This is a genomic window from Terrabacter sp. AAH1, assembly GCF_054456855.1.
The window spans coordinates 50,212-74,400 of sequence record NZ_JBTJJV010000004.1 but is presented as its reverse complement, the minus strand read 5'-3'; the positions used below and the strand labels follow the sequence as shown (position 1 = coordinate 74,400).

Below are 24,189 nucleotides of genomic sequence, written 5' to 3'. Positions count from 1 at the left end.
GCCCCGTCAGTGGCGACGGAGCAGGGCGAAGAACATCGCGTCGGTGCCGTGCAGGTGCGGCCACAGCTGCACGAACGGACCGTCGCCGAGGTCGTCCAGCGGGCGACCGGACGCGTCGACGAAAAGGCTTCGCGCGTCGACGATCTCGACGTCGTCTCGCCTCTTGGCGATGTCGGTGACGACGAAGCGTGTCTCGTTGAGGTGCGGGCTGCACGTCGCGTAGCCGACGAGGCCACCCGGTGCCGTGGCGTCGATGCCGGACGTGAGCAGCTCGCGCTGCAGCCCGGCGAGGGTGGCGACGTCGTCGGGCGTGCGCCGCCAGCGCGCCTCGGGCCGTCTGCGAAGGGCGCCGAGCCCGGTGCACGGTGCATCGACGAGGACCCGGCTGAATCCGCCCGGCTCGACCTCGCCCATGTCGCGGCCGTCGCCCTCGCGCACCTTGAGACTGACGTCGGCCTCACGCGCGGCTGCCCGGGCCGCGGCCAGCGTCTGCCACACGAGGTCGGCACGGTGCTCGCTGATCTCGTTGGCCACGAACGGAACTCGTCGCTCGATGGCGAGTGCGGCGAGCAGTCCGGCCTTGCCGCCGGGACCGGCGCAGAGGTCGAGCCAGCGTTCGTGCCTCGCCGCCTCACCGCTCACCTCGGCGCCGGCAAGGGCCAGGACGAGCAGCTGCGAACCCTCGTCCTGCACCGCCGCACGGCCGTCACGGACGGCGGCGATGGCGCCCGGGTCGCCCTCGGGCAGGGTCGCGCCGACGGGGCTGAGGCCCGAGCGGCGTGCGCCGTCGTGCTCGAGCTCGTTGAGGGAGGCGAGGCCGGGACGGGCCACGAGCGAGACCTTGGCCGGCGCGTTGTCGCTCTCGAGCAGGGCCGTCAGCGACGCGTCCACGGTGGAGGCGGTGGCCGCGCCGTGGCCGATGAGCGCGGCGCGCAGCGCCTTGGCCACCCACACCGGGTGCGAGGTGCGCAGGGCGAGGCTCTCCACGGGGTCGGCAATCCCCTCGGTCACCAGGGAGACCCACTCGTCGGCGGTGCGCTCGCTGACGCGTCGCATGACCGCGTTGACGAAGCCCGCCGCGCCGGCGCCGTTCACCTGTCGGGCGAGGGCGACGGTCTCGTCGACAGCTGCGTGGGTGGCGACGCGCATGCCGAGCAGCTGGTGCGCGCCGAGCCTCAGGGTGTCGAGGACGTTGCCGTCGATCTTGGACACCGGGCGCCCCGCGGCTGAGGCAATGATCGCGTCATAGAGGCCGGACAGGCGCGTCGCCCCGTAGACGAGCTCAGTGGCGAAGCCTGCGTCGCGCCCACGGATCTGCTTGTCCCGCAGGATCTTCGGCAGGACGAGGTTGGCATAGCCGCCGTCGGCGACGTCACGCATCGCCGTGTAGGCGGCCAGGCGCGCCGGGTCGGTGCGCCGGGCTCGTTCGGACGGCCGCAGCCCGGACCGGTGGCCGGCCGAGCGTTCCCGGGCCTGTGGTCGCTGCCGGTCACCACGACGCTCACTCATCGCCGACCCGCTCTCCCGCCTCGATGCGCGTGCCACGCGCCCAGTCGGCGGCGGCCAGCACCTTCTTGCCGTGGGCCTGCACCTGGCCGAGCCGCACCGGCGCGCTGCCCGTGCCGACGAAGACGGCCTTCTTCGTCACGAGCAGCTCGCCTGGGGCGAGGGGGTCGGGCGACGAAACGTCCTGGGCGGACGCCAGGCTCACCGGCGCGACCTTGAGCCGCTCGCCCCGGAACGTCGTCCACGCGCCGGGTGCCGGGGTGCAGCCGCGCACCAGCCTGTCGATCGACAGTGCCGGGCGCTGCCAGTGGATGCGGGCGTCGTCGACCCCGATCTTCGGCGCGAGGGACACGCCCTCGGACGGCTGGGGCTGCGCGACGAGCCGACCGGCCTCGAGGCCGTCGAGAGTGGCGACGAGCAGGCCGGCGCCGGCGACCGACAGCCGCTCGAGCAGGTCGCCGGCCGTGTCGGTGGCTCGGATCGTCTCGGTCATCACCCCGAGCACCGGCCCCGTGTCGAGACCGCGCTCGATGACGAACGTCGAGGCCCCGGTCACCTCGTCGCCGGCCATCACGGCGTGTTGCACGGGCGCCGCGCCACGCCACGCGGGCAGCAGGGAGAAGTGCAGGTTCACCCAGCCCAGCCGAGGGATCGTGAGCGCCTCGACGGGGATGAGGTTGCCGTACGCGACGACCGGGCAGGCGTCCGGGGCCAGCTCGCGGAGCGTGTCGAGGAAGTCGGGGTCCTTGACGCGCGCGGGCGTGAGCACCGGCACCCCGAGCTCCTCGGCCCGGACGCGTACGGGAGACGGCTCGAGGCGATGGCCGCGGCCGGACGGCGCGTCGGGGCGGGTGACGACGGCGACGAGCTCGTGCGTCGAGGCGGCGACGGCCTCGAGGCTGGGCACGGCCGCGTCGGGTGTACCTGCGAAGACGACTCTCATCTCACATCGCCCGACCGAAGGTGGAGTGCGGGCTGATGCGCACCTCCGGCGGGTTGTCGGCGAACCACTCCGCCTCGCGGATCGCCCGCATCGCCTCTCGTCGGGCCTCGGGGTCGAGCCGGTCGACGAAGAGGATGCCGTCGAGGTGGTCGGTCTCGTGCTGCACGCAGCGGGCGAGCAGCTCGGTGCCCTCGAGGACGACCGGCTCGCCGTGCATGTTCTGGCCCTTGGCCACGACCTTCAGGGCGCGCTTCGTGTCGAACGCGAGCCCGGGGATGGACAGGCAGCCCTCCGGACCGTCCTGCTCCTCGTCGGAGAGGTCGAGGACCGGGTTGACGAGATGGCCGAGCACGCCGTCGACCCAGTAGGTGAAGACCCGGAGCCCCACCCCGATCTGGGGCGCCGCCAGGCCGGCGCCGGGGGCGTCGAGCATCGTGTCCTCGAGGTCCTTGACCAGCACCCGCAGCTGCTTGTCGAAGTCGACGACCTCGGCGGCCGCGGTGCGCAGCACCGGGTCGCCGAAGAGGCGGATGTCCTTGATCGACACGGGTCTCCTGGGGGCGATCGGGGTCGGGGTGCGCCCGCCAGTCTAGGACCGCGTGGCGGCGCCGTCCGTCGTGGCTGCTGCGCCGGCCGGGGCAGCGCCCGCCTCGGTCGCACCCGGGTCGACCGACGACCGGCCCAGGTCGCGCACCGACCGTGAGAGCAACGCGCCGAGCGAGATGGCCACGTAGACGGCGGCGCTGACCACCAGGAGCGTCTCGACGTCGACCGTCGTCGCCAGCCAGCCGTAGAGGAACGTGCCGATGGGGATCGCGACGAAGGAGCCGAGGGCGTCGTAGCTCGAGACCCGGGAGAGCACCGACACCGGCACGTGCTCGTGGAGCGCCGTGTTCCAGCCGACCCCGAAGACCTCGACGGCGGCCCCGGCGAGGAAGAAGCCCACCGCGACGGGCACGAGGGCCGGCGCCACGCCGAGGAGCACCATCGGCACGGCGAGCACGCAGATGGCGACCATGCCGGCACGCAACGGGTGCCGCAGCCGCAGCCGCAGCATGACGACGGTCATGAGCACGGTCCCCACGGCCTCGGCACTGAGCACGAGCCCCCAGCCGGCCTCGCCGATCACGTCGGTGGACTTGGCGATGAGGGGGCCGAGCACGCCGATGACGCCGGTGTGGATCGCGTTCGTGAGGCCGAAGGCGAGCACGATGACCCAGAGCCACTCGCGGCTGGAGAACTCACCCCAGCCCTCCCGCAGCTCGCGCACCATCGAGTGACGGCCGGTGCGGGCCTCCTCCGAGCGGTGCGGCAGCCCGACGCGGGCGAGACACACGATGGCGACGGCATACGTGAAGGCGTCGACGGCGAGGGCCCACCCGGGCCCGACCCCGACGACGAGCAGGCCGGCGACGGCCGGGCCGATGATCGACAGCCCGCTGCGGCTGAACGAGAGCAGGGCGTTGGCCTGCTGCAGCCGGGACCGGTCGACGACGAGCGGGACGACCCCCATCATGGCGGGCATCGTGAACGCCGACACGGCCCCGTTGACGCCCTCGATGACCGTCAGCTGGGTCAGGGTCGCGTGGCCGCTGATGATGAGGCCGGCCGCGACCGCCTGGGTGAGGCAGGTGAGCACGTGCGAGACCTGGAGCACGACGATGCGCGAGAACCGGTCTGCGACGACGCCGCCGACGAGCAGGAAGACGACGAGGGCGAGGGTGCGCACCCCGAGCACCTGGGCGAGCGCCCCCGCGGACTGGTCGATGTGCAGCACTGCGAAGGCGAGGGCCACGGGCACCATCACCGACCCGGCGGTCGAGACGGTGCGCGCCGTGAAGTACCACGCGAAGCGGCGGTCGCCCAGCGCGCCGAGGGACTCCTGGACCTTCACGACGACTCCTCCCGGCTCGCCGTCGCGGCCTTCAGCTGGAAGGCCGCGACGGACAGGGCCGTCCTGATGGTGCCCTCGCTGCGCGGCGGGCGGGCAGACGCGTGCAGCAGTGAGCCGGCCTCGTCGAGCAGGGCGGTGACGCGGTCCCACACGTCGGGCTCGACCCAGAGGTCGGCGTCCGTGAAGCGACTGCGGGTGCCGCGCTCACGCTCGACGAAGCGCCGCGGGATCATGTCGGCGAGCACCCGCACGGACGCGAGGCGGTCGTCGTCGTTCCCGGACTGCGGCCGCACGGCGGGCGCGTCCCACGGGTGGCGGTACTTCTTGGCCCGACCCCCGCGCACGGTCTCCTCGCCGGCGATCTCGAGCAGCCCGGCGGCCTCGAGCTGACGCAGGTGGTAGCTGGCGTTGGCCTGGGTGATTTCGAGCTCGCGGGCGACCTCGGCGGCGCTCAGCTCGGCGCCGGTGAGCAGCGAGAGCATCTGCAGCCGCAGCGGGTGGGCCGTGGCGCGGAGCTCGCTGATGCGCCCTTCCTCCAAAGACATGTTTGGGAGTATGACGCGGAGGGGCAGCGACCGTCAAGCATCCCTTTGGGGGTCGGGCCTTCCCTCAGCGCTGGGAGTACGCGAGGTGGACGACGCCGCTGTCATACGCCTCGGTCTGGGTCAGCGACAGCCGCACCAGCTCGTCACCGGTGAAGAGCCGCTCCCCCGACCCCAGCACCACCGGGTAGACGAAGAGGTGGAGGCCGTCGACGAGGCCGTCGCGGAGCATGGCCCGGACGAGCGTGCCGCTGCCGCTGACGTAGAGCGAGCCCCCCACCTCGTCGCGCAGCTCGGCGATGCGCGCGGGGTCGTAGGGCCCGATGACGCGTGAGTTGTTCCAGTCGGGGTCACGCAGGGTGGACGAGACGACGTTCTTGCGTGCGCCGTTGAAGAACGAGGCGCCCGGGTCGTCCTCGTCGGTGCGCGTCGACCACGCGGGCGCGAACATCTCGTAGGTGCGACGGCCGAGCAGCAGCTCGGAGCCCGGCCCCGTCAGCGTGCCGATGGCCTCGCCCATCTTCGGGTCGAAGGCGTACTCCGCCGTCCAGCTCGGGCTCTCGTACACCCCGTCGAGCGAGATGAACTCGTGCACCTCGATGCGTCCCACAGTCATGCCTCCCTGTCGTGCCCCGGCCGCTCGGGCTCGGACCGGGGCGGGTCCTCTACGCGGCCCATCATGCCTCCGGCCCGCGGCAGACGCTCGACCTCGAACGTGAAGCCCTGCGCACGAAGCCGGTCCGTGAGCACCTCGCCCACGGCCGTCGCGGGCGTGCAGACCCCGGTTCGGCGTGGGATGCCGCCGTCGGTGGCGAGCGCGAGGGCGGTCTCGCCGAACATGATCGCGGTGCCGCCGTAGCCGGGGTCGTAGTCGGCGCCCACCCGGGTGCGGTAACGCGCGCCCGTGGTCGTCGTGGCGTGGATGTCCATCCGGAAGCGCCCAGCGGCACGCGCCTCGGGGCCCGGACCCTCGCCGGGCTTCGGCAGGAACCGGTCGAGGACGGCACGGGTCGGCGTGAACGACAGGCCCGCGACGACACCGCCGAGCCCGATGGCCATCCCACTCGCCATCAGCGGGGACATCGGCCCGGAGCCGAAGTCGGTCACCTCCCGGTAGCGCAGCTCGCGGCCGTAGGACCAGTCGCTCAGCGTGTTGGACAGGCGCACGATGCGGGTGTTGAACGAAGCCATCACGAACGGTCCGGTCCATCGCCCGGTGCCGGGGTCGCGGTCCACCGGCACGAGGCGGCGCAGCCGGTCGAGCAGCCCGGACGGTGTCCGGCGCCCTGACGACGGCTCCTCGGAGCGGCGGGGGCTCAGGGCGTAGGAGTCGCCGAGGACCCGTCTGGCGGAGGCGTCGGAGCGCACCGTGATGGCCTGCTGCCGCGCGGAGTCGACGGTGCCGCCCGAGAAGCCGCCCTTCATCGAGCGGACGAGCAGAGTGGTCTCGGCCAGGGTGCCCTCGCCGTCGGCTGCGACCTGCGCAGCCGTCGTCAGGACCCCGAGATCGGAGGGGATCGAGTCGAACCCGCACGCGTGGACGATGGCCGCACCGGTCTCGCGGGCCCGGGCGTCGAGCTCGTCGAGCGACCAGCGGACGAAGAGCACCTCGCCCGTCAGGTCGGCGTAGTGGGTTCCCTCCTCGGCGCAGGCTCGCACGACCTCCTTGCCGTAGGTGAGGTACGGGCCGACCGTGGTGGCGAGCACGCGCGTGCGTGCCGCAAGGGCGCGCAGACCCGGGGCGTCCGTGGCATCGACCGCGACCACCTCCCACGACGCCGCGCGCTCGCCGAGCTCACCCCGCAGGGCCTCGAGCTTCGAGCGAGAGCGACCCACGAGGGCCACCCGCACCTCGGGGCCGGCCCGACGGGCGAGATGTTCCGCGGTGAGGGCGCCGACGAAACCGGTGGCGCCGTAGAGGACGATGTCGAGCTCGCGTTCGGGCATGCGGTCACTCTCCCACGGCTCATTCCCCGTCGCGGGTCAGAAGGTGTCGAGCGGGTCGACCCGAACCGAGACGACGTCGGCCTCCTTGCGGGCCGAGCGGAAGGCCTTGAGTGCCAGCATCGCCCGGGTGAGAGCCGCCGTGTCGGCGGCAGGCACGCGGACGAGGACGTGGTGGTCGGCCGGCGCCCGCTCGGGCTCACCGTCACCGGTGCCGCGGCGCACCGCCCCGCCGACGAGCGGCACCGGCCCGAGCACCTGCGCGCTGGGTGGCAGGTCGACCTGCTCGAGCGCCTCCTCGAGCGCGCGGCGACCGCCCGTCAGCTGCGCGACGCGCGCAGCCGGTGGCAGGCCGAGCTCGCGGCGGTCGGCCAGCTCCCGGGCCGCGAGCCAGGCCGGGTCCCACCGCACGAGGGCCTCGACGGCAGGCAGCGCGACGGCCTCGGGCGCCCCGCAGAGCACGACGGCCCGGCCCTCGCGTGCGAGCGCCGACGCGGCCATCCACCGCCGGAGCGCCTCGAGGGGTGCGTCGAGCACCGGGAGGTCGAGGCTGGCCCACGCGTCGAGGAGCAGGACGGCCGTGTAGCCGCCCTCGGCGACGGGTTCGGCGCCCGGGGTGGCGATGACGAGGGCGGACTCGCGGCCGACCGCCGAGAGCACCTCGCCCGAGCCCGAGGTGTGCACCGGGAAGCCCGGGAAGGCACGGCCGATCTCCTCGGCCGTGCGCCGGGCGCCGGTGATCGAGGACCGCAGGCGCCGCGACCCGCAGTGCGCGCAGGAGAAGCCGTGGGCCGCGATGGTCAGACCGCACCAGCGGCACGCGGGAGCCGCCTTCGACGCGCCCACGGCGACCGGCCCCTGGCACCGGGTGCACCGCACGGGCGTGCGGCACTCGGCGCAGCTGAGCGACGGCTGGTAGCCACGGCGTGGCACCTGGACGAGGACGGGACCGTCGACGAGCGCGTCCTTGGCCACCCGCCACGCGCGGGACGGGATGTGGGCCCGGGCGGACGGGCCGTCGCGCTCCTCGTCGACCCCCTCGCCCGCGATCGTCACCCGGGGCGCCGTGGAGCGCAGCGTCGCCGCATCGGCGTCGACCGGCACGAGGGCACCGGCCTCGACGTCGACCTGCACGCGCAGGCTGCGGCCGAAGCCACCGGTGAGCAGCGCGGCGCCCGTCGCCGCAGCCCGTAGCGTGAGGACGACTCCGACGTGGTGGTAGGGCGCGCGGGGCTCGGCGAGCAGGTCGTCGCCGTCATCCCAGCAGGCCACGAGACCGAGGTCGTGCACCGGCGCGAACGCCGCGGCCCGGGTGCCGATGACCACCTTCACGTGCCCGCGGAGCACCTTGAGCCAGGCGGTGTAGCGCGCCTGCGGCCCCTGGTCGGCGGTGAGCCGGACGTGGCGCCCCTTGCCGAGCAGCGCGGTGAGCGCGGCGTCGAGGCGGTCGACGTCGCGGTGGTCCGGCACGACGACCAGTGCGCCGCGCCCTGCCGAGAGCGCGGTCGCCGCAGCCACGGCGAGCGCGGCGGGCCAGTCGGCATCGCCGGAGCGGCCGGGCAGGGCACCCCAGGCCGCGGCCGGGCCCTCGCCGTCCGCGAGCCGTCGCAGCCACGCCGGCCCGGCCGGGTAGGCGGCCCACGCACCCGGCTCGGGCGCCGGCACCGGCTCCTGCGTCGGGCACTCAAGCGCGAGCGCCTTCTCGGCCGTGGCGTGGCGCTTCGGGACGGCAAGGCGCAGCACGTCGCTCAGCGTGCCGGCATACCGGTCGGCCACGGCCCGCGAGAGGGCCAGCACCTCTGGGGTCAGCACCGGCTCGGGGCTGACGACACGGCGCAGCGGCGTGAGCCGCCCGTCGTGCTGGGGCGCGGCACGGCGCTCGACGACGAAGCCGTCGAGCTCGCGCCCCGAGAAGCGCACCCGCACACGGGCACCCGGGACGGCGCCCGCGTCGAGCTCGGGCGGCACGGAGTACTCGAAGACGCGGTCGAGGTGGGCGAGCGGGGTCTCCACCACGACAGCAGCGACCGGCCCCAGGGCCGGTCGCTGCGTCGTCTCGTCGTCGTCCCCCACGGGGGCGACCCTAGCCTCAGCCGGAGACGGCGGCCCGCAGGGCCTCCACCCGGTCGGTGCGCTCCCACGTGAAGGGGTTCTCGACACCGTCGGCCTTGGTGCGGCCGAAGTGGCCGTAGGCCGCCGTCGGCCGGTAGATCGGGCGCAGCAGGTCGAGCGCGTCGACGATGGCGGCCGGGCGCAGGTCGAAGACGTCGGCGATGGCCTGCTGGATCTTGTCGACGGGCACGGTCTCGGTGCCGAAGGTCTCGACGTAGAGGCCGACGGGCTGCGCCTTGCCGATGGCGTACGCGACCTGGACCTCGCAGCGACGGGCGAGGCCCGCGGCGACGACGTTCTTCGCGACCCAGCGCATGGCGTACGCGCCGGAGCGGTCGACCTTGCTGGGGTCCTTGCCCGAGAAGGCGCCCCCGCCGTGGCGGGCCATGCCGCCGTAGGTGTCGACGATGATCTTGCGGCCCGTGAGGCCGGCGTCGCCCATGGGGCCGCCGATCTCGAAGCGTCCGGTGGGGTTGATGAGCGCACGGTACGAGCTCACGTCGAGGTCCGTGCCGCTGTCGCGCAGCTCGGCCAGGACGGGGTCGATGACGTGCGCCTTGATGTCGGGCTCGAGCATGCCGTCGAGGGACACGTCCGGTGCGTGCTGGGTGGAGAGCACCACGGTGTCGAGCGAGACCGCCTTGTCGCCCTCGTAGGCGATGGTGACCTGCGTCTTGCCGTCGGGGCGCAGGTAGGCGAGCTCGTCGCTCTTGCGCACCTGCGTCAGGCGCTCGGACAGCCGGTGGGCGAGATGGATCGGCAGCGGCATGAGCTCGGCGGTGTCGTCGCAGGCGTAGCCGAACATCAGGCCCTGGTCGCCGGCGCCCTGCTTGTCGAGCAGGTCGTCGACGTCACCCGTGCGGTGCTCGTGCGCGGTGTCGACGCCCTGGGCGATGTCGGGCGACTGGGCACCGATGGAGATCGAGACCCCGCAGGTGCGCCCGTCGAAGCCCTTCTGCGAGCCGTCGTAGCCGACCTCGAGGATGGTCTCGCGCACGATCTTGGGGATCTCGACGTAGGCCGTCGTCGACACCTCGCCGGCGACGTGCACGAGTCCGGTCGTGACCATCGTCTCGACCGCGACTCGGGCCTGCGGGTCGTCGGTGAGCAGTGCGTCGAGGATCGAGTCGCTGATCTGGTCACAGATCTTGTCGGGGTGACCCTCGGTGACGGACTCGGACGTGAACAGACGTGCTGACACTTGAACTCCCTGGCTCGGGTGCGTGGTGGTTGGAGTCGTGCGCTCGTGGCGCAGCCGCATTGGGGAGAGAGTCTATTGCTCAGCCCAACGACGACGAGACGGCGTCCCAGAGGGCGTCGGCGACCGCGTCCTTGGTCGTCGGGCCCACCGTCGTGATGTCGTCGCTGCCGCGGCGCAGCAGGTGGACGGTGGTGTCGTCCCGGCCGAACGTGAGGTCGCGGCCGACCTCGTTGACGACCTGGAGGTCGCTGCCCTTGCGCGCGAACTTGGCCCGCGCGTGGTCCATCACGGAGCCGTGGACATCGCCGGTCTCGGCGGCGAACGAGACGATGAAGGGCGTCTGCGAGCCACGCTCGGTGCGCGCCGTGACGAGGCCCCTGACGATGTCGGGGTTCTCGACGAGCTCGACGCACAGCCCCGCGTCGGGGTCGGACGACTTTTTGATCTTGCTGCCGCTCACAGCAGCGGGCCGAAAGTCGGCGGGAGCCGCCGCCATGACGACGACGTCGGCGCCGTCGGCCGCCGCCTCGACGGCCTGCTGCAGCTCGAGCGTCGTCTCGACCTCCACGACGTCGATGCCCTCGGGCACCGGCAGCGACACGTTGGCGGCCACGAGGGTGACCTTGGCGCCGCGCTCGGCCGCCGCCCGGGCGATGGCGATGCCCTGCTTGCCGGACGAGCGGTTGCCGAGGTAGCGGACGGGGTCCAGCGGCTCGCGGGTGCCCCCCGCGGAGACGACGACCCGAAGGCCCTCGAGGTCACGGACGGGCTCGTCCGCAGTCCCGGCCGGAGCGGTCGCACGGCCCTCGACGAGGGCGAGGCAGGCGGCATACAGCTGCTCGGGCTCGGGCAGGCGCCCGGCGCCGGTGTCCTTGCCGGTCAGCCGGCCCACGGCGGGGTCGATGACGTGGGCGCCGCGGGCGCGGAGGGTGGCGACGTTGGCCTGTGTCGCCGGGTGCTCCCACATCTCGGTGTGCATGGCCGGTGCGAAGGCGACGGGACACCGGGCGGTGAGCAGGGTGTTCGTGAGGAGGTCGTCGGCCAGCCCGTGCGCGGCCTTGGCCAGCAGGTCGGCCGTCGCGGGAGCGACGACGACCAGGTCGGCGGACTGGCCGATGCGCACGTGCGGCACCTCGTGCACCGAGGTCCACACCTCGGTGCTGACGGGCTTGCCCGAGAGGGCGGACCACGTCGGCGCCCCCACGAACTGGAGCGCCGCCGCGGTGGGCACCACGGTGACGTTGTGGCCGTTCTCGGTGAACAGCCGCAGCAGGGATGCCGCCTTGTAGGCGGCGATCCCGCCGCTCACACCGAGGACGACACGCATCTGCGGCACCGGCCGGCCCGGGGGGCGCTCAGGCCTCGGTGGGCGTCGAGGTGAGGAGGCCTTCGTTGATCTCGCGGAGGGCGATCGACATCGGCTTCTCGTGGACCTCGGTCTCGACGAGCGGGCCGACGTAGTCGAGCAGGCCCTCCTGCAGCTGCGAGTAGTACGCGTTGATCTGGCGGGCACGCTTCGCGGAGTAGATCACGAGGGCGTACTTCGAGTCGGCGGCGGTCAGGAGGTCGTCGATCGGCGGGTTGGTGATGCCGATGGGAGCTGCCTGGGTACCGGACACAGTGATCTCGTTTCGTTGGTTTCAGCGGTCTCTGGTGCGTGCTGGGACGCCGGGAGGGGCACGGTGGCACCCCGTCGCGCGGCACACATCACACGGGACTCACCTCTCGGCGCGTCCCGATCTCATCAATGATACGAGTTCTTCGCTCGCACGACGAACGTCGTCGTTGACGACGACCTCGTCGAACTCGCTCTGGGCGGCCATCTCGGCGGTCGCGGTGGTGAGCCGGCGCTCCCGCTCGGCCTCGTCCTCGGTGCCGCGGCCCACGAGCCGCCGCACCAGCTCGTCCCAGCTCGGGGGCGCGAGGAACACGAAGAGCGCGTCGGGCCACGTCTCGCGCACCTGCCGCGCGCCCTGCAGGTCGATCTCCAGGAGGGCGTCGCGCCCCTCCCGGATGACGCGCTCGACGGGGCCGCGCGGCGTGCCGTACTTCGCCGCGCCGTGCACGACGGCGTGCTCGAGGAACTGTCCGGCCTCGACGAGGCGGTCGAACTCCTGGTCGTCCACGAAGTGGTAGTGCACGCCGTCGACCTCACCCGGCCGCGGACGGCGCGTCGTCATCGACACCGAGAACCACACGCCGGGGAAGTGCGTGCGCACGTAGGCCGCGATGGTGCCCTTACCGACCGCCGTCGGGCCGGCCAGCACCGTGAGCCGGCCTCGCGGGCTCTCCGCTGCCGCGGCGCCCTCGGGTGCGTCGTGCTGGGTGGGTGAGGCCGGCGTCGGGTCAGCCGACATCACGGCTTCTCGAAGCGGCGCAGCAGCGCAGCGACCTGGTTGGCGCCGAGGCCGCGCACGCGGCGCGACTCGGCGATGCCCACCTCGGCCATGATGGCCCGGGCGCGCACGCGTCCGACACCGGGCATGGACTCGAGCAGCTCGGTGACCTTCATCTTGCCGATGACCGCGTCGGTCCTGCCGTCCTCGAGGACCTCGGCGAGCGAGCCGCTGGAGTACTTGAGCCGGTTCTTCACCGCGGCCCGCTCCCGTCGTGCGGCTGCAGCCTTCTCGAGTGCTGCGGCCCGTTGCTCGGGGGTGAGCGGTGGTAGCGCCACGGTCTTCGGTCTCCTCGCTGCCTGCGGGGATGCCCTCGCTCCCCCGCCGTTCGTCACGTCTCACGTGTTGTCTCCGCCGAACCTAGCGATCCGCCGGTGCGCGCCGCAACGCGGGTGCGGGACCACCCGCCTGGCTAGCTGCCGAGATCGACCCCGCACGTCTCGTGGGCGTGGGTCTCGATGCGCTTGGCGGAGCTCTGGAAACCCTTCAGCTGCGCCGTCAGGGCCCCGAGGTCGGGGTTGGCGACGGTGAACTTCGCGAAGAGGGTGTGGAGCGCCTTCCAGTCCGCGCGCACCTCCTCGGGCGCCTGCTGCTCGATGCGTGTCACGGTGCGCAGGAAGCGGGAGGCGGACGCGGGGTCGGCGAGCGACGCGCCGGCGTCCTTCCACTCGGCCTCGGCCGAGACCAGCGCGTCGCAGTACGGCTGCTCCGGCGCCGGTGAGCACGACCCCAGGACGGCCGTCGACAGCAGGAGCGCAGCCGCGATGCACCGCGCGGGGCTGCCGGTCGTTCGCATGGCCACACCGTAGGCGGTGTCAGGCGCCCCGCGCCGGGCGGTCCGTTCCCGTCAGGACATGTCGATGTTGCAGGTCGCCTTCGCGTGGCTCGCGATCTTGGTGCTGGCGGCCTGCATCTTCTCCATCGCCCCCGCCATCGCGCTCGTGTTGCCGGCGGCCGCCGTCTTCACGAACTCGACGAAGTCGCCCCACGACGACTTCACCTCTGCCGGTGCCGCCGCCCGGATCTTCTCGAGGACGCCGAGACCCTGCTCGAGCGCCGCCTTGTCGGTGACCTTCGCCGACATCGACTCCAGCTCCTTCTGTCCCGACTTGAGGGCGTCGCAGTAGCCCTGCGCGCCGGCGTCGGCGGCGGCCGTGGCGCTCGAGGAGCCGGCCGCGGCCGAGCTCGACGAGGAGCCGCCAGTCGTGGCAGGAGGCGTGGTGCCGGAGCCACAGGCCGCGGCCAACGGGATCACCGCCGCAGCGGCCGACGTGGCGAGGATTCGGCGAACGGACGTGGCGTGAGTCATGCACCGTGACATACCCGAGGCCCGGGGGCCGGCGACGCCAGGTGGTCGTCAACCACGCAGCGAGTCGGCCACCTGGGTCGTCCTTGCCACGAGGTGGCGCGGTTCGGGACCGGCCCCGAGGATCTCGCGGCTCGAGGCGGCGAGCACCTGGGCGCGCGCGGCCCCGAACGTCGAGCCCAGCGACCCGACGGTGCCGCCCTGGGCGCCGAAGCCCGGCGCCAGCACGGGTGTCGCGGCGCCCACGAGGTCGAGGTCGAGGTCCTGCACAGCGGTACCGACCGTGGCCCCGATGACGAGACCGATGCTTCCCAGCTCGCCACGGTCGTGCGCCGGCGCGTTGTCACGCGCGGCCCCCCGCACGATCGAGGCCGCCACGGACTCCCCGTCGCGGACCGCGTGCTGCACGCTGGCCCCCTCCGGGTTCGAGGTGAGCGCGAGCACGAAGAGGCCCCGGCCGGTGCGCTCGGCGAGGTCGATCGCCGGGCGCAGCGACTCGTAGCCGAGGTACGGGCTGACGGTGAGCGCGTCGGGCGGCGCCACCGCGTCGTCGCCGAGGTAGGCCTCCGCGTATGCCGTCATCGTCGACCCGATGTCGCCGCGCTTGGCGTCGAGGATCGTCAGCGTGCCGGCCTCGCGCAGCTCGGAGAGCACCCGCTCGAGCACCGCGACGCCGCGGCTGCCGAACACCTCGAAGAAGGCCGACTGGGGCTTCACGGCGGCGACCCGCCCGGCGAACGCCTCGACGCACGTCAGGGCGAACCGCTCGAGGCCGCTCACGTCGTAGGTCAGGCCCCACGACTCCACGAGGCCGCGGTGCGGGTCGATGCCCGCGCACAGGGGTCCGTGGGTTCGCATGGCGAGCTGCAGGCGCGCTCCGAAGGGCTGCGTCATGGTCGTGGGTCTCCGCTCGGCGGTCGGGAGGGGCAGGGGTGGGAGGGTGTGGAGGGAAGGGCGGCGGCCGTCAGCGGCCGTGGGCGACGGCCACGGCGTCGGTGAAGTGGTCGTAGCCCTTGGCCTCGAGCAGCTCGCACAGCTCGCGCAGCACCCGGACGGGGGCCGACGGGTCGTTGAAGACCACGGTGCCGACCTGGATGGCGCTGGCGCCGGCGGCGACCATCTCGAGCGCGTCACGTCCGGTGCGCACTCCCCCGACGCCGATGATCGGCACGGTCGGGATGCGGCCCTCGAACATCGCCTGACGCACCTGCCAGATCGCGCGCACGGCGACGGGCCTGATGCCGGGACCCGAGAGCCCGCCGGTGACGCCGCCGAGCTGCGGACGCATCCGGTCGGTGTCGATGACCATGCCCAGCAGGGTGTTGATCATCGTCAGACCGTCGGCGCCGGCCTTGACGCAGGCGGCTGCGATCGCGGTGATGTCGGTGACGTCGGGGCTCAGCTTGGCGAACACGGGGACGTCACGCGGCAGCTGCTCGCGCACCAGGGCGATGACCTTGGCCGACGCCATCGGGTCGCACGCGAAGACGAGCCCGCGGTTGGCGACGTTGGGGCACGAGATGTTGACCTCGACACCGACGACGGCGTCGAACGCCCTGCTGGCCCGGAGCGTCGCGGCCACGTGGGCGTACTCGGTGCTCGAGCTGCCCGCGATCGACGGCAGCACCCGGGCGCCGACGGACTGCAGCCACGGCAGGTCCTCGTCGACGAACGCCTCGATGCCCGGCCCCTGCAGGCCGATCGAGTTGAGCATGCCCGAGGGCGTCTCGGCCATGCGCGGGGTGCCGCGCCCCGAACGGGGGTCGGCCATGACCGACTTGGTGACGAAGGCGCCGAGGTCCGACACGTCGAAGAAGCGGTGCAGCTCCTTGCCGTTCGCGGCGCAGCCCGACGCGGTCATGAGGGGGTTCGGCAGGCGGTGGCCGCCGCCGAGGTCCACGGAGAGGTCGACCATCAGTGCCCACCCACCTTCGGCGCGCCGACGGCATCGTCGGGCACCCTCGCGTGCCCCCCGTCGAAGGCGTCCCAACGGACGCGGTCGCCCCGGAACACGGGGCCCTCGACGCACGAGCGCACCATGCGCGTACGCCCGTCGGAGCCCACCACGGGCATGACGCACGTCATGCACACGCCGATGCCGCAGGCCATCGACTCCTCGACGGCCACCTGCGCGACTGCGCCGTGGTCGTCGGCGACCCGGGTGATCGACTCGAGCATGCCCATGGGGCCGCAGCCGTAGACGACGCCGGCCTTCGTGCGGTCGATGATGTCGGGCAGCACGTCGCTGACCCAGCCCTGCTGGCCGGCCGAGCCGTCGTCGGTCGTGACGGTGACGCCGTCGCAGCTGCGCCGTGCCTCGACGACGCCGAAGAGGCGGTCCTCGCTCGCGGCGCCGAGCACCATCTCGACGTGGCAGCCGCGCTCGCGCAGCTCGCCGGCGAGCCAGAAGAGCGGGGCGCTGCCGTAGCCGCCGCCGACGAGGACGCAGGCGACCGGGTCGGTGGGGAGCGGGAACGCCTTGCCGAGCGGACCGACGACGTCGATGGTGTCGTGCGGCGCGCGGTCGACGATCCAGCGGGTGCCCGCCCCGACCGCCGAGACGACGATCTCGACGGTGCCGCCGTAGGTGCCGCTCGGGCTGACCTTGTGGATCGAGAACGAGCGCCGCAGCAGCGTGCCGGAGGACTCGCCACCGACGGCGAGCGCCACGAACTGGCCGGGGCGCGCCAGCTCGGCGACCCCCGGGGCGACGAGCGTGAGGTGCTGGTAGGCGCCGACGCGGCGGGTCGCGATGACCTCGGCGACCTCCTGGGTCACACGGGCACGCAGCCCGCGCTCGGTCACAGGGCCTGTCACGCGGTGGCCCCCGTCCCGACGAGGGCGTCCTTCCGCCCGTAGAGGTCGAGGTCGCGCGCGTGGTCCTGGAGCGACTTCACCCGGATCTCCTCGGTGAGGCCGGCCTCGATGCCGAGGACGGCCGCCGCCAGCGTGGCGATCGTCGTGATGATCGGCTTGTCGGCGCTCGTCGTGGCCGCCCGGATGGCGTAGCCGTCGGCGCGAGCGTCCTGGCCGCTCGGGGTGTTGACGACCATCTGGACCGTCCCGTCGAGGATGAGGTCGACGATCGACTTCTCCCCCGGCGCGTCGCCGTCGCGCTCGGTGATCTTGCGGACCACCGTGGCCTCGATGCCGTTGCGCTTCAGCACGGCCGCCGTGCCGCTCGTGGCGAGGATCGTGAAGCCGAGGTCGACGAGGCGCTTGACCGGGAAGAGCATCGCGCGCTTGTCACGGTTGGCGACCGACACGAAGATCGCGCCCGAGCGCGGCAGCGCCGAGCCACCGCCCTGCTGGGCCTTGGAGAAGGCCGAGCCGAAGTCGACGTCGATGCCCATGACCTCGCCCGTCGAGCGCATCTCGGGCCCGAGGAGCGAGTCGACCGCGACGCCCTCCTTCGTGCGGAAGCGCTTGAAGGGAAGCACCGCCTCCTTGCACGACACCGGGGCGTGCGCCGGCATGGCGCCACCGTCGCCGGAAGGGGGCAGCATGCCCTCCTCGCGCAGCTCCTTGACCGTCGCGCCGAGCATGACCCTGGCGGCGGCGCTGGCGAGCGGCACGCCCGTCGCCTTCGCGACGAACGGCACCGTGCGCGACGCGCGCGGGTTGGCCTCGATGACGTAGAGGATGTCCTGGGCCAGCGCGAACTGGACGTTCATGAGGCCGCGGACGCCGATGCCCTCGGCGAGCTTGCGGGTCGCGACCCGCACCCGCTCGAGCTCGCCGTCGCCGAGCGTCGCCGGCGGCAGCGTGCACGAGCTGTCGCCGGAGTGGATGCCGGCCTCCTCGACGTGCTCCATGATGCCTCCGAGGTACATCTCCTCGCCGTCGAACAGCGCGTCGACGTCGATCTCGATCGCGTCGTCGAGGAAGCGGTCGATGAGGATCGGGTGGTCCGGACTCGCCTCGGTGGCCTTCTCGACGTACGTGACGAGGGAGTCGTCGTCGTAGACGATGACCATGCCGCGCCCGCCGAGCACGTACGACGGGCGCACGAGCACCGGGTAGCCGATCTCGCGGGCGACCGCCAGGGCCTCGTCGGCGCTGAAGGCCGTGCCGTGCTTGGGGGCGATCAGCCCCGCCTTGGCGAGCACCTGCCCGAAGGCGCCGCGGTCCTCCGCGAGGTGGATGGCGCCCGGCGAGGTGCCGACGATGGGCACGCCCTCGTCCTCGAGCGCCTGCGCCAGGCCGAGCGGGGTCTGGCCGCCGAGCTGCACGATGACACCGGCGATCGGGCCGGCCTGACTCTCGGCGTGGATGACCTCGAGCACGTCCTCGAGCGTCAGCGGCTCGAAGTAGAGGCGGCTGCTCGTGTCGTAGTCGGTGGACACCGTCTCGGGGTTGCAGTTGACCATGACCGTGTCGAATCCCTTGTCGCGCAAGGAGAACGACGCGTGCACGCAGGAGTAGTCGAACTCGACGCCCTGCCCGATGCGGTTGGGCCCGGAGCCGAGGATGATGACGGCGGGCCGCTCTCGCGGCGCCACCTCGGTCTCCTCGTCGTACGAGCTGTAGTGGTAGGGCGTCGCGGCCGCGAACTCGGCCGCGCACGTGTCGACGGTCTTGTAGACCGGGCGCACCCCGAGCGCGTGGCGCACGCCGCGGACCACGGCCTGCGGCATACGCCGGATGCTCGCGATCTGCGCGTCGCTGAAACCGTGGCGCTTGACGAGCCGCAGCAGCTCGGGCGTCAGCTGGTCGGCCTCGGCGAGCATCGCCGCGACGTCGTTGACGAGCGCGATCTGGTCGAGGAACCACGGGTCGATACCGGTGGCCTCGTGGACCTCCTCGACGGTGCAGCCGCCTCGAAGGGCCTGCTGCACCAACACGATCCGGCCGTCGGTGGGGGTCTTGGCCTCCTCGAGCGCGCGCTCGGCGGCAACCTTCGTCAGCTCGCCGTCCCAGTGGAAGCTCGCGCCCTTCTTCTCGAGCGAGCGCAGAGCCTTCTGCAGGGCCTCGGTGAAGTTGCGGCCGATGGCCATGGCCTCGCCGACCGACTTCATCGTCGTCGTCAGCGTCGGGTCGGCGGCCGGGAACTTCTCGAAGGCGAAGCGCGGCACCTTCACGACGACGTAGTCCAGCGACGGCTCGAAGCTCGCCGGCGTCTCACGGGTGATGTCGTTCGGCACCTCGTCGAGCGTGTAGCCGATCGCCATCTTCGCGGCGATCTTCGCGATTGGGAAGCCGGTGGCCTTGGAGGCCAGGGCGCTCGAGCGGGAGACGCGCGGATTCATCTCGATGACGATGATGCGGCCGTCGCGCGGGTTGACGGCGAACTGGATGTTGCAGCCGCCGGTGTCGACGCCGACCTCACGGATGACGGCGATCCCGATGTCACGCAGCCGCTGGTACTCACGGTCGGTGAGCGTCAGCGCCGGTGCGACGGTGATCGAGTCGCCGGTGTGCACGCCCATGGGGTCGAGGTTCTCGATGGAGCAGACGACGACGACGTTGTCGGCGTGGTCGCGCATGACCTCGAGCTCGTACTCCTTCCAGCCGAGGATCGACTCCTCGAGGAGCACCTCGGTCGTCGGGGAGTACTGCAGCCCCTGACCGCCGATGCGGCGCAGGTCGGCCTCGTCGTAGGCGAAGCCGGACCCGAGCCCGCCCATCGTGAACGACGGGCGCACGACGACGGGGTAGCTGAGCTCCTCGGCGGCGGCGAGCAGCTCGTCCATCGAGTGGCAGATGATCGAGCGGGCCGACTCGGCGCCGCAGCGCTCGACGACGCCCTTGAAGGCTTCGCGGTCCTCGCCGAGCTCGATGGCGTCGACGTTGGCGCCGATGAGCGGACAGCCGTACTTCTCGAGGACGCCGTTCTCGTGCAGCGAGATCGCGCAGTTGAGGGCCGTCTGGCCACCGAGGGTGGCGAGCACGGCGTCGGGGCGCTCCTTGGCGATGATCGCCTCGACGACCTCGGGGGTGATCGGCTCGACGTAGGTCGCGTCGGCGAACTCGGGGTCGGTCATGATCGTCGCCGGGTTGCTGTTGACGAGGATGACGCGGATGCCCTCCTCGCGCAGCACGCGGCAGGCCTGGGTGCCCGAGTAGTCGAACTCGCACGCCTGGCCGATGACGATCGGCCCCGACCCGATGACGAGGACGCTCTTGATGTCGTCACGCTTCGGCATCAGTGGGCCCCCTCGCTCGCCGAGATCTGCTGGTGGTTGGTCTGTCGGTTGGTCATGAGCTCCGTGAAACGGTCGAAGAGGTAGGCGGCGTCGTGCGGGCCGGCGGCTGCCTCGGGGTGGTACTGGACGGAGTACGCGGGCCGGTCGAGGCACTCGAGCCCCTCGACGACGTCGTCGTTGAGGCACACGTGCGAGACCCGCACCCGGCCGTATGCCGTGTCGCTGTCCTCGTCGAGGGGCGCGTCGACGGCGAAGCCGTGGTTGTGGGCCGTGACCTCGACCTTGCCGGTCGTGCGGTCCATGACCGGCTGGTTGATGCCGCGGTGGCCGTACTTCAGCTTGTAGGTGCCGAAGCCGAGGGCCCGGCCGAGCAGCTGGTTGCCGAAGCAGATGCCGAAGAACGGCAGGCCGCGGTCGAGCACCTGGCGCAGCAGCGTCACCTCGTGCTCGGCGCTCGCCGGGTCACCGGGGCCGTTGGAGAAGAACACGCCGTCGGGGCCGGACTCCCCCACCGCGAGCACGTCGTCGATCGTGGCGGTGGCAGGCAGGACGTGCACCTCGATACCGCGCTGCGCCATGAGCTGCGGCGTCATCGCCTTGATGCCGAGGTCGATGGCCGCGACGGTAAAGCGCTTCTCGCCGACGGCCGGGACGGCATACGGCTCGGCGGTGGTGACCTCGGCGGCGAGGGCCGCGCCCGCCATCTGCGGACTTGTGCGGACGGCGTCGAGCAGCTCGTCGTCGCCCCGTTCGGCGGCGTCGCCGCTGAAGATGCCCACACGCATGGCGCCGCGCTCGCGAAGGTGGCGGGTCAGCGCGCGCGTGTCGATGTCGCAGATGCCGACGACGCCCTGGTCGGCGAGCTCGTCCTCGAGGTCGCGGGTGGCGCGCCAGTTCGACGAGCGGATCGCGGGGTCGCGCACGACGTAGCCGGCGGCCCAGATGCGGCTGCTCTCGTCGTCCTCGGTGTTGACGCCGGTGTTGCCGACGTGCGGCGCCGTCATGACGATGACCTGGCGGTGGTAGCTGGGGTCGGTGAGGGTCTCCTGGTAGCCGGTCATGCCGGTGGAGAAGACCGCCTCGCCGACCGTCTGGCCGAGCGCTCCGTAGGAGGCGCCGCGGAAGGTGCGACCGTCCTCGAGCACGAGGGTCGCCGCCACGCGGGTGCGGCCCGGGTGCCCGTCGCGGGTGGGTACGGTCAGCGGTGTCTGGGTCGTCACAGGTCTGCCCCTGAGGTCGTCGCGTTCGTCAGTTCTCGTCGGGTGCCCGCCCCGTTGCGGGCGTCGTGGGTGACGCGCCCTGCGTAGACCGTCGCCTCGACGGCTCCGCGCAGGGTGCGCCCGTGCCACGGGTTGTTGCGCGAGCGGCTGCGGCTCGCGGCGGCGTCGACCGTGACCTCGCGGTCGGGGTCGACGAGGGTGATGTGGGCGGGGGCGCCGACGGCGAGTCCCCTTCCCTGGTGGGCCAGCCCGCCGATGCGGGCCGGAGTGGTGGACATGACCCGGGCAACGTCGGCCCAGTCGAGCAGACCGCCGTGGACCATCACGTCGCTGACCACCGAGAGCGCCGTCTCGAGCCCGAGCATGCCGAACGCCGCGTCGACGAAGGCGTGCTCCTTGTCGTGGCGGGCGTGCGGTGCGTGGTCGGTGGCGACCGCGTCGATCGTGCCGTCGGCCAGGGCTGCTCGCAGCGCCTCGACGTCCTCGGTCGGCCGCAGCGGCGGGTTGACCTTGTAGACGGGGTCGTAGCCGACCAGCAGGTCGGTGGTCAGTGCGAGGTGGTGCGGCGTCACCTCGGCGGTGACGTCGATGCCCTGCGCCTTGGCCCAGCGGATCACCTCGACGGTGCCGGCCGTGGAGACGTGCGCGACGTGGACGCGCGAGCCGGTGTGGCGGGCCAGCATGACGTCGCGGGCGACCACGGACTCCTCGGCGATGCCGGGCCAGCCGGGCAGCCCGAGGCGGCCGGAGACCTCGCCCTCGTGGCAGCAGGCCTCGCGGCCGGCGAGGCGCGGGTCCTGCGCGTGCTGGCTGATGACGCCACCGAAGGGCTTGATGTACTCGAGCGCCCGCCGCATGATGCGTGCGTCGTGGACGCAGTGTCCGTCGTCGCTGAAGACCCGGACCTTGGCGCGCGACCGGGCCATGAGGCCGAGCTCGGCGAGCTCGGCCCCCTCCAGACCCTTCGTCACGGCGCCGACCGGCACGACCTCGGTGAGGCCGCAGGCGCGCCCGAGGTCGAGCACGCGCTCGGCCGCTTCGGCCGTGTCGGTGACGGGGTTGGTGTTGGCCATCGCGAAGACGGCCGTGAAGCCGCCGGCTGCGGCGGCTGCCGACCCGGTGGCGATCGTCTCGGCGTCCTCGCGACCGGGCTCGCGCAGGTGCACGTGCAGGTCGACGAGACCTGGCAGCGCGACGAGGCCGTCGGCGTCGAGCACCTCGGCGTCGGACGGGGCCGAGACCGAGCCGACCTCGGTGACGACGCCGTCCTCGACGAGCAGGTCGGCGGCGTCGGCACCGAGCAGGCGGGCGCCGCGGATCACGAGGCGGCTCATCGGGCGGCTCCTTCGGTCACGGGGGTGGCGGCGACGGGGGCAGGCGTGTCGTCGCCGGCCAGCAGGTGGTAGAGCACGGCCATCCGCACGGCGACGCCGGCGGAAACCTGGTCGAGCACGACGGACTGCGGCGAGTCGGCCGCCTCGGGGGCGATCTCGAGGCCACGGTTCATCGGGCCCGGGTGGAGCACGAGCACGCCGTCGTTGCGGGCGACGAGCCGGTCGAGCCGGTCGCGTGTGAGGCCGTAGCCGACGGTGTACTCGCGGGGCGTCGGGAAGAACCCGCCGCTCATCCGCTCACGCTGGACGCGCAGCATCATGACAGCGTCGACCGGGCCGTGCTCGCCCTCGCCGTCGAGCACCGGGTCGAGGTCCCAGCTCGTGGCGAAGCCGTCCGCCGTGCTCCACGCGCCGATGCCGCTCGGCATCAGCGTGGGCGGGGCGACGACGGTGACCTTGGCCCCGAGCGTCTTCAGCGTGATGACGTTGCTGCGGAAGACGCGCGAGTGGGTGAGGTCGCCCACGATGACGACGTGCTTGCCGTCGAGGTCGCCGAGCCGCGTGCGCAGGGTGTACGCGTCGAGCAGCGCCTGCGTGGGGTGCTCGTGGGTGCCGTCCCCGGCGTTGATGACGCTGCAGCGCACCCACTGGGCCACCTGCTGGCAGGCGCCGGAGGCGTTGTGCCGGATCACCAGGGCGTCGACGGCCATGGCGTCGACCGTCATCGCGGTGTCGCGCAGGCTCTCGCCCTTGCTCGTCGACGAGCCCTTGGCCGAGAGGTTGATGGTGTCGGCCGACATCCACTTGCCCGCGATCTCGAACGAGCTGCGGGTGCGGGTCGAGTCCTCGAAGAAGAAGTTGATGACGGTGCGGCCGCGCAGGGTCGGCACCTTCTTGACCTCGCGGCGCTGGAGGTCGTGCATCGACGCGGCGGTCTCGAGGATGTCCTCGACCTCCGCACGGCTGAGGTCGGCCGACGAGATGAGGTGCCTGGTCATCGGGCCTCGCCCCCGCTGATGCGCACGACGTCGAGCCCGTCCAGCTCGGCGACGCGCACGTGCACCCGCTCCTCGCGCGACGTCGGCAGGTTCTTGCCGACGTGGTCGGCGCGGATCGGCAGCTCGCGGTGGCCGCGGTCGACGAGCACCGCCAGCCGCACGGCACGCGGTCGCCCCAGCTCGGAGAGCGCGTCGAGGGCGGCCCGGATCGTGCGCCCCGAGTAGAGCACGTCGTCGACGAGGACGACGACCTTGTCGTCGATGCCACCGTCGGGGATGCGCGACCGGTGGGCGGTGCGCACGGGGTTGCGGCGCAGGTCGTCGCGGTGGAGCGTGATGTCGAGCTCGCCGACCGGGACGGGACGGCCCTCGACCTGCTCGATGCCGGCCGCGAGGCGGCGGGCGAGCGGGACGCCGCGCGAGGGGATCCCGAGGAGGACGAGCCCCTCGCTCCCCTTGTTGCGCTCGAGGATCTCGTGCCCGATGCGCCGCAGCGCCCGGGAGACGTCTCCTTCGGTCATCACGTCGCGAGCGTCGTCGGGGATGCTCGAGCGATCGGTCGATGACTGGGCAGATGCACTCAGGTCAGGGCAGGTCACAGCCGCTGGACCTCCTTCCCCGCCTCACAGGACGGTGGTTAAAGGATG

The 24,189-nt window shown here is 72.7% G+C and carries 23 protein-coding genes; all 23 read right to left on the bottom strand.

Translation table 11 applies throughout. The features are described from left to right. Positions 1-6 precede the first annotated feature (6 nt). On the bottom strand, positions 7-1,509 hold the full coding sequence (locus tag ACXR8F_RS08335; RefSeq protein WP_458799678.1) for an RsmB/NOP family class I SAM-dependent RNA methyltransferase: 1,503 nt from the start codon (positions 1,507-1,509) through the stop codon (positions 7-9). Then, on the bottom strand, positions 1,502-2,449 hold the full coding sequence (gene fmt / locus ACXR8F_RS08330; RefSeq protein WP_458799676.1) for a methionyl-tRNA formyltransferase: 948 nt from the start codon (positions 2,447-2,449) through the stop codon (positions 1,502-1,504). The genes ACXR8F_RS08335 and fmt overlap by 8 nt, the downstream gene beginning before the upstream one ends. Before the next feature lies 1 nt (position 2,450). Continuing rightward, a complete protein-coding gene (def, locus tag ACXR8F_RS08325) occupies positions 2,451-2,996 on the bottom strand; it encodes a peptide deformylase (protein ID WP_045192279.1) in 546 nt (181 codons plus the stop codon). A 42-nt stretch (positions 2,997-3,038) separates the two neighbouring features. Further along, the gene (locus ACXR8F_RS08320; protein WP_458799675.1) at positions 3,039-4,343 is read right to left on the bottom strand and encodes an MFS transporter; all 1,305 of its coding nucleotides are present in this window, start codon (positions 4,341-4,343) and stop codon (positions 3,039-3,041) included. Then, entirely contained in the window at positions 4,340-4,888 is a 549-nt protein-coding gene (locus ACXR8F_RS08315; RefSeq protein WP_458799673.1) for an ArsR/SmtB family transcription factor, read from the bottom strand. The genes ACXR8F_RS08320 and ACXR8F_RS08315 overlap by 4 nt, the downstream gene beginning before the upstream one ends. A 64-nt stretch (positions 4,889-4,952) precedes the next feature. Further along, positions 4,953-5,501 (bottom strand): dihydrofolate reductase family protein, encoded by a 549-nt coding sequence (locus ACXR8F_RS08310; protein WP_458799671.1) that lies wholly within the window; start codon positions 5,499-5,501, stop codon positions 4,953-4,955. Beyond that, positions 5,498-6,832, bottom strand: a complete 1,335-nt coding sequence (locus ACXR8F_RS08305) for a saccharopine dehydrogenase family protein (RefSeq protein ID WP_458799669.1) — start codon at positions 6,830-6,832, stop codon at positions 5,498-5,500. Before ACXR8F_RS08305 ends, ACXR8F_RS08310 begins: the two co-directional genes overlap by 4 nt. A 36-nt stretch (positions 6,833-6,868) precedes the next feature. Continuing rightward, positions 6,869-8,902, bottom strand: a complete 2,034-nt coding sequence (locus ACXR8F_RS08300) for a primosomal protein N' (RefSeq protein ID WP_458799667.1) — start codon at positions 8,900-8,902, stop codon at positions 6,869-6,871. Between the two features lie 16 nt (positions 8,903-8,918). Continuing rightward, positions 8,919-10,142, bottom strand: coding sequence for a methionine adenosyltransferase (gene metK / locus ACXR8F_RS08295; protein ID WP_045192275.1), 1,224 nt, complete (start codon positions 10,140-10,142; stop codon positions 8,919-8,921). A 79-nt stretch (positions 10,143-10,221) separates the two neighbouring features. After that, complete coding sequence (gene coaBC / locus ACXR8F_RS08290) at positions 10,222-11,469, bottom strand: bifunctional phosphopantothenoylcysteine decarboxylase/phosphopantothenate--cysteine ligase CoaBC (protein ID WP_458799664.1); 1,248 nt, start codon at positions 11,467-11,469, stop codon at positions 10,222-10,224. Positions 11,470-11,497: 28 nt separating this feature from the next. After that, positions 11,498-11,761: a DNA-directed RNA polymerase subunit omega gene (gene rpoZ, locus ACXR8F_RS08285; RefSeq protein WP_045192274.1), complete on the bottom strand. Its 264-nt coding sequence runs from the start codon at positions 11,759-11,761 to the stop codon at positions 11,498-11,500. A 99-nt stretch (positions 11,762-11,860) separates the two neighbouring features. Continuing rightward, positions 11,861-12,499, bottom strand: a complete 639-nt coding sequence (gmk, locus tag ACXR8F_RS08280; RefSeq protein WP_458799663.1) for a guanylate kinase — start codon at positions 12,497-12,499, stop codon at positions 11,861-11,863. Then, a complete protein-coding gene (mihF, locus tag ACXR8F_RS08275; RefSeq protein WP_045192272.1) occupies positions 12,499-12,816 on the bottom strand; it encodes an integration host factor, actinobacterial type in 318 nt (105 codons plus the stop codon). Before mihF ends, gmk begins: the two co-directional genes overlap by 1 nt. A gap of 134 nt (positions 12,817-12,950) precedes the next feature. Then, on the bottom strand, positions 12,951-13,334 hold the full coding sequence (locus ACXR8F_RS08270) for a hypothetical protein (protein ID WP_458799662.1): 384 nt from the start codon (positions 13,332-13,334) through the stop codon (positions 12,951-12,953). A 51-nt stretch (positions 13,335-13,385) separates the two neighbouring features. Then, positions 13,386-13,847 carry a hypothetical protein gene (locus ACXR8F_RS08265; protein WP_458799660.1) on the bottom strand — a complete coding sequence of 154 codons (462 nt, stop codon included), beginning with the start codon at positions 13,845-13,847 and terminating at the stop codon, positions 13,386-13,388. A 48-nt stretch (positions 13,848-13,895) separates the two neighbouring features. Next, positions 13,896-14,738 carry an orotidine-5'-phosphate decarboxylase gene (gene pyrF / locus ACXR8F_RS08260; protein ID WP_458799658.1) on the bottom strand — a complete coding sequence of 281 codons (843 nt, stop codon included), beginning with the start codon at positions 14,736-14,738 and terminating at the stop codon, positions 13,896-13,898. Positions 14,739-14,808: 70 nt separating this feature from the next. Further along, positions 14,809-15,759 carry a dihydroorotate dehydrogenase gene (locus ACXR8F_RS08255; RefSeq protein WP_045192266.1) on the bottom strand — a complete coding sequence of 317 codons (951 nt, stop codon included), beginning with the start codon at positions 15,757-15,759 and terminating at the stop codon, positions 14,809-14,811. After that, positions 15,759-16,661 (bottom strand): dihydroorotate dehydrogenase electron transfer subunit, encoded by a 903-nt coding sequence (locus ACXR8F_RS08250; RefSeq protein ID WP_458799655.1) that lies wholly within the window; start codon positions 16,659-16,661, stop codon positions 15,759-15,761. Before ACXR8F_RS08250 ends, ACXR8F_RS08255 begins: the two co-directional genes overlap by 1 nt. Further along, positions 16,658-19,990, bottom strand: a complete 3,333-nt coding sequence (gene carB / locus ACXR8F_RS08245; protein WP_458799653.1) for a carbamoyl-phosphate synthase large subunit — start codon at positions 19,988-19,990, stop codon at positions 16,658-16,660. Before carB ends, ACXR8F_RS08250 begins: the two co-directional genes overlap by 4 nt. After that, positions 19,990-21,210: a glutamine-hydrolyzing carbamoyl-phosphate synthase small subunit gene (gene carA / locus ACXR8F_RS08240; protein ID WP_458799651.1), complete on the bottom strand. Its 1,221-nt coding sequence runs from the start codon at positions 21,208-21,210 to the stop codon at positions 19,990-19,992. The genes carB and carA overlap by 1 nt, the downstream gene beginning before the upstream one ends. Next, a complete protein-coding gene (locus ACXR8F_RS08235) occupies positions 21,207-22,544 on the bottom strand; it encodes a dihydroorotase (RefSeq protein WP_458799649.1) in 1,338 nt (445 codons plus the stop codon). Before ACXR8F_RS08235 ends, carA begins: the two co-directional genes overlap by 4 nt. Beyond that, positions 22,541-23,542 (bottom strand): aspartate carbamoyltransferase catalytic subunit, encoded by a 1,002-nt coding sequence (locus tag ACXR8F_RS08230; RefSeq protein WP_045192261.1) that lies wholly within the window; start codon positions 23,540-23,542, stop codon positions 22,541-22,543. The genes ACXR8F_RS08235 and ACXR8F_RS08230 overlap by 4 nt, the downstream gene beginning before the upstream one ends. Further along, positions 23,539-24,141: a bifunctional pyr operon transcriptional regulator/uracil phosphoribosyltransferase PyrR gene (pyrR, locus tag ACXR8F_RS08225; RefSeq protein ID WP_045192260.1), complete on the bottom strand. Its 603-nt coding sequence runs from the start codon at positions 24,139-24,141 to the stop codon at positions 23,539-23,541. Before pyrR ends, ACXR8F_RS08230 begins: the two co-directional genes overlap by 4 nt. Positions 24,142-24,189: the final 48 nt, after the last annotated feature.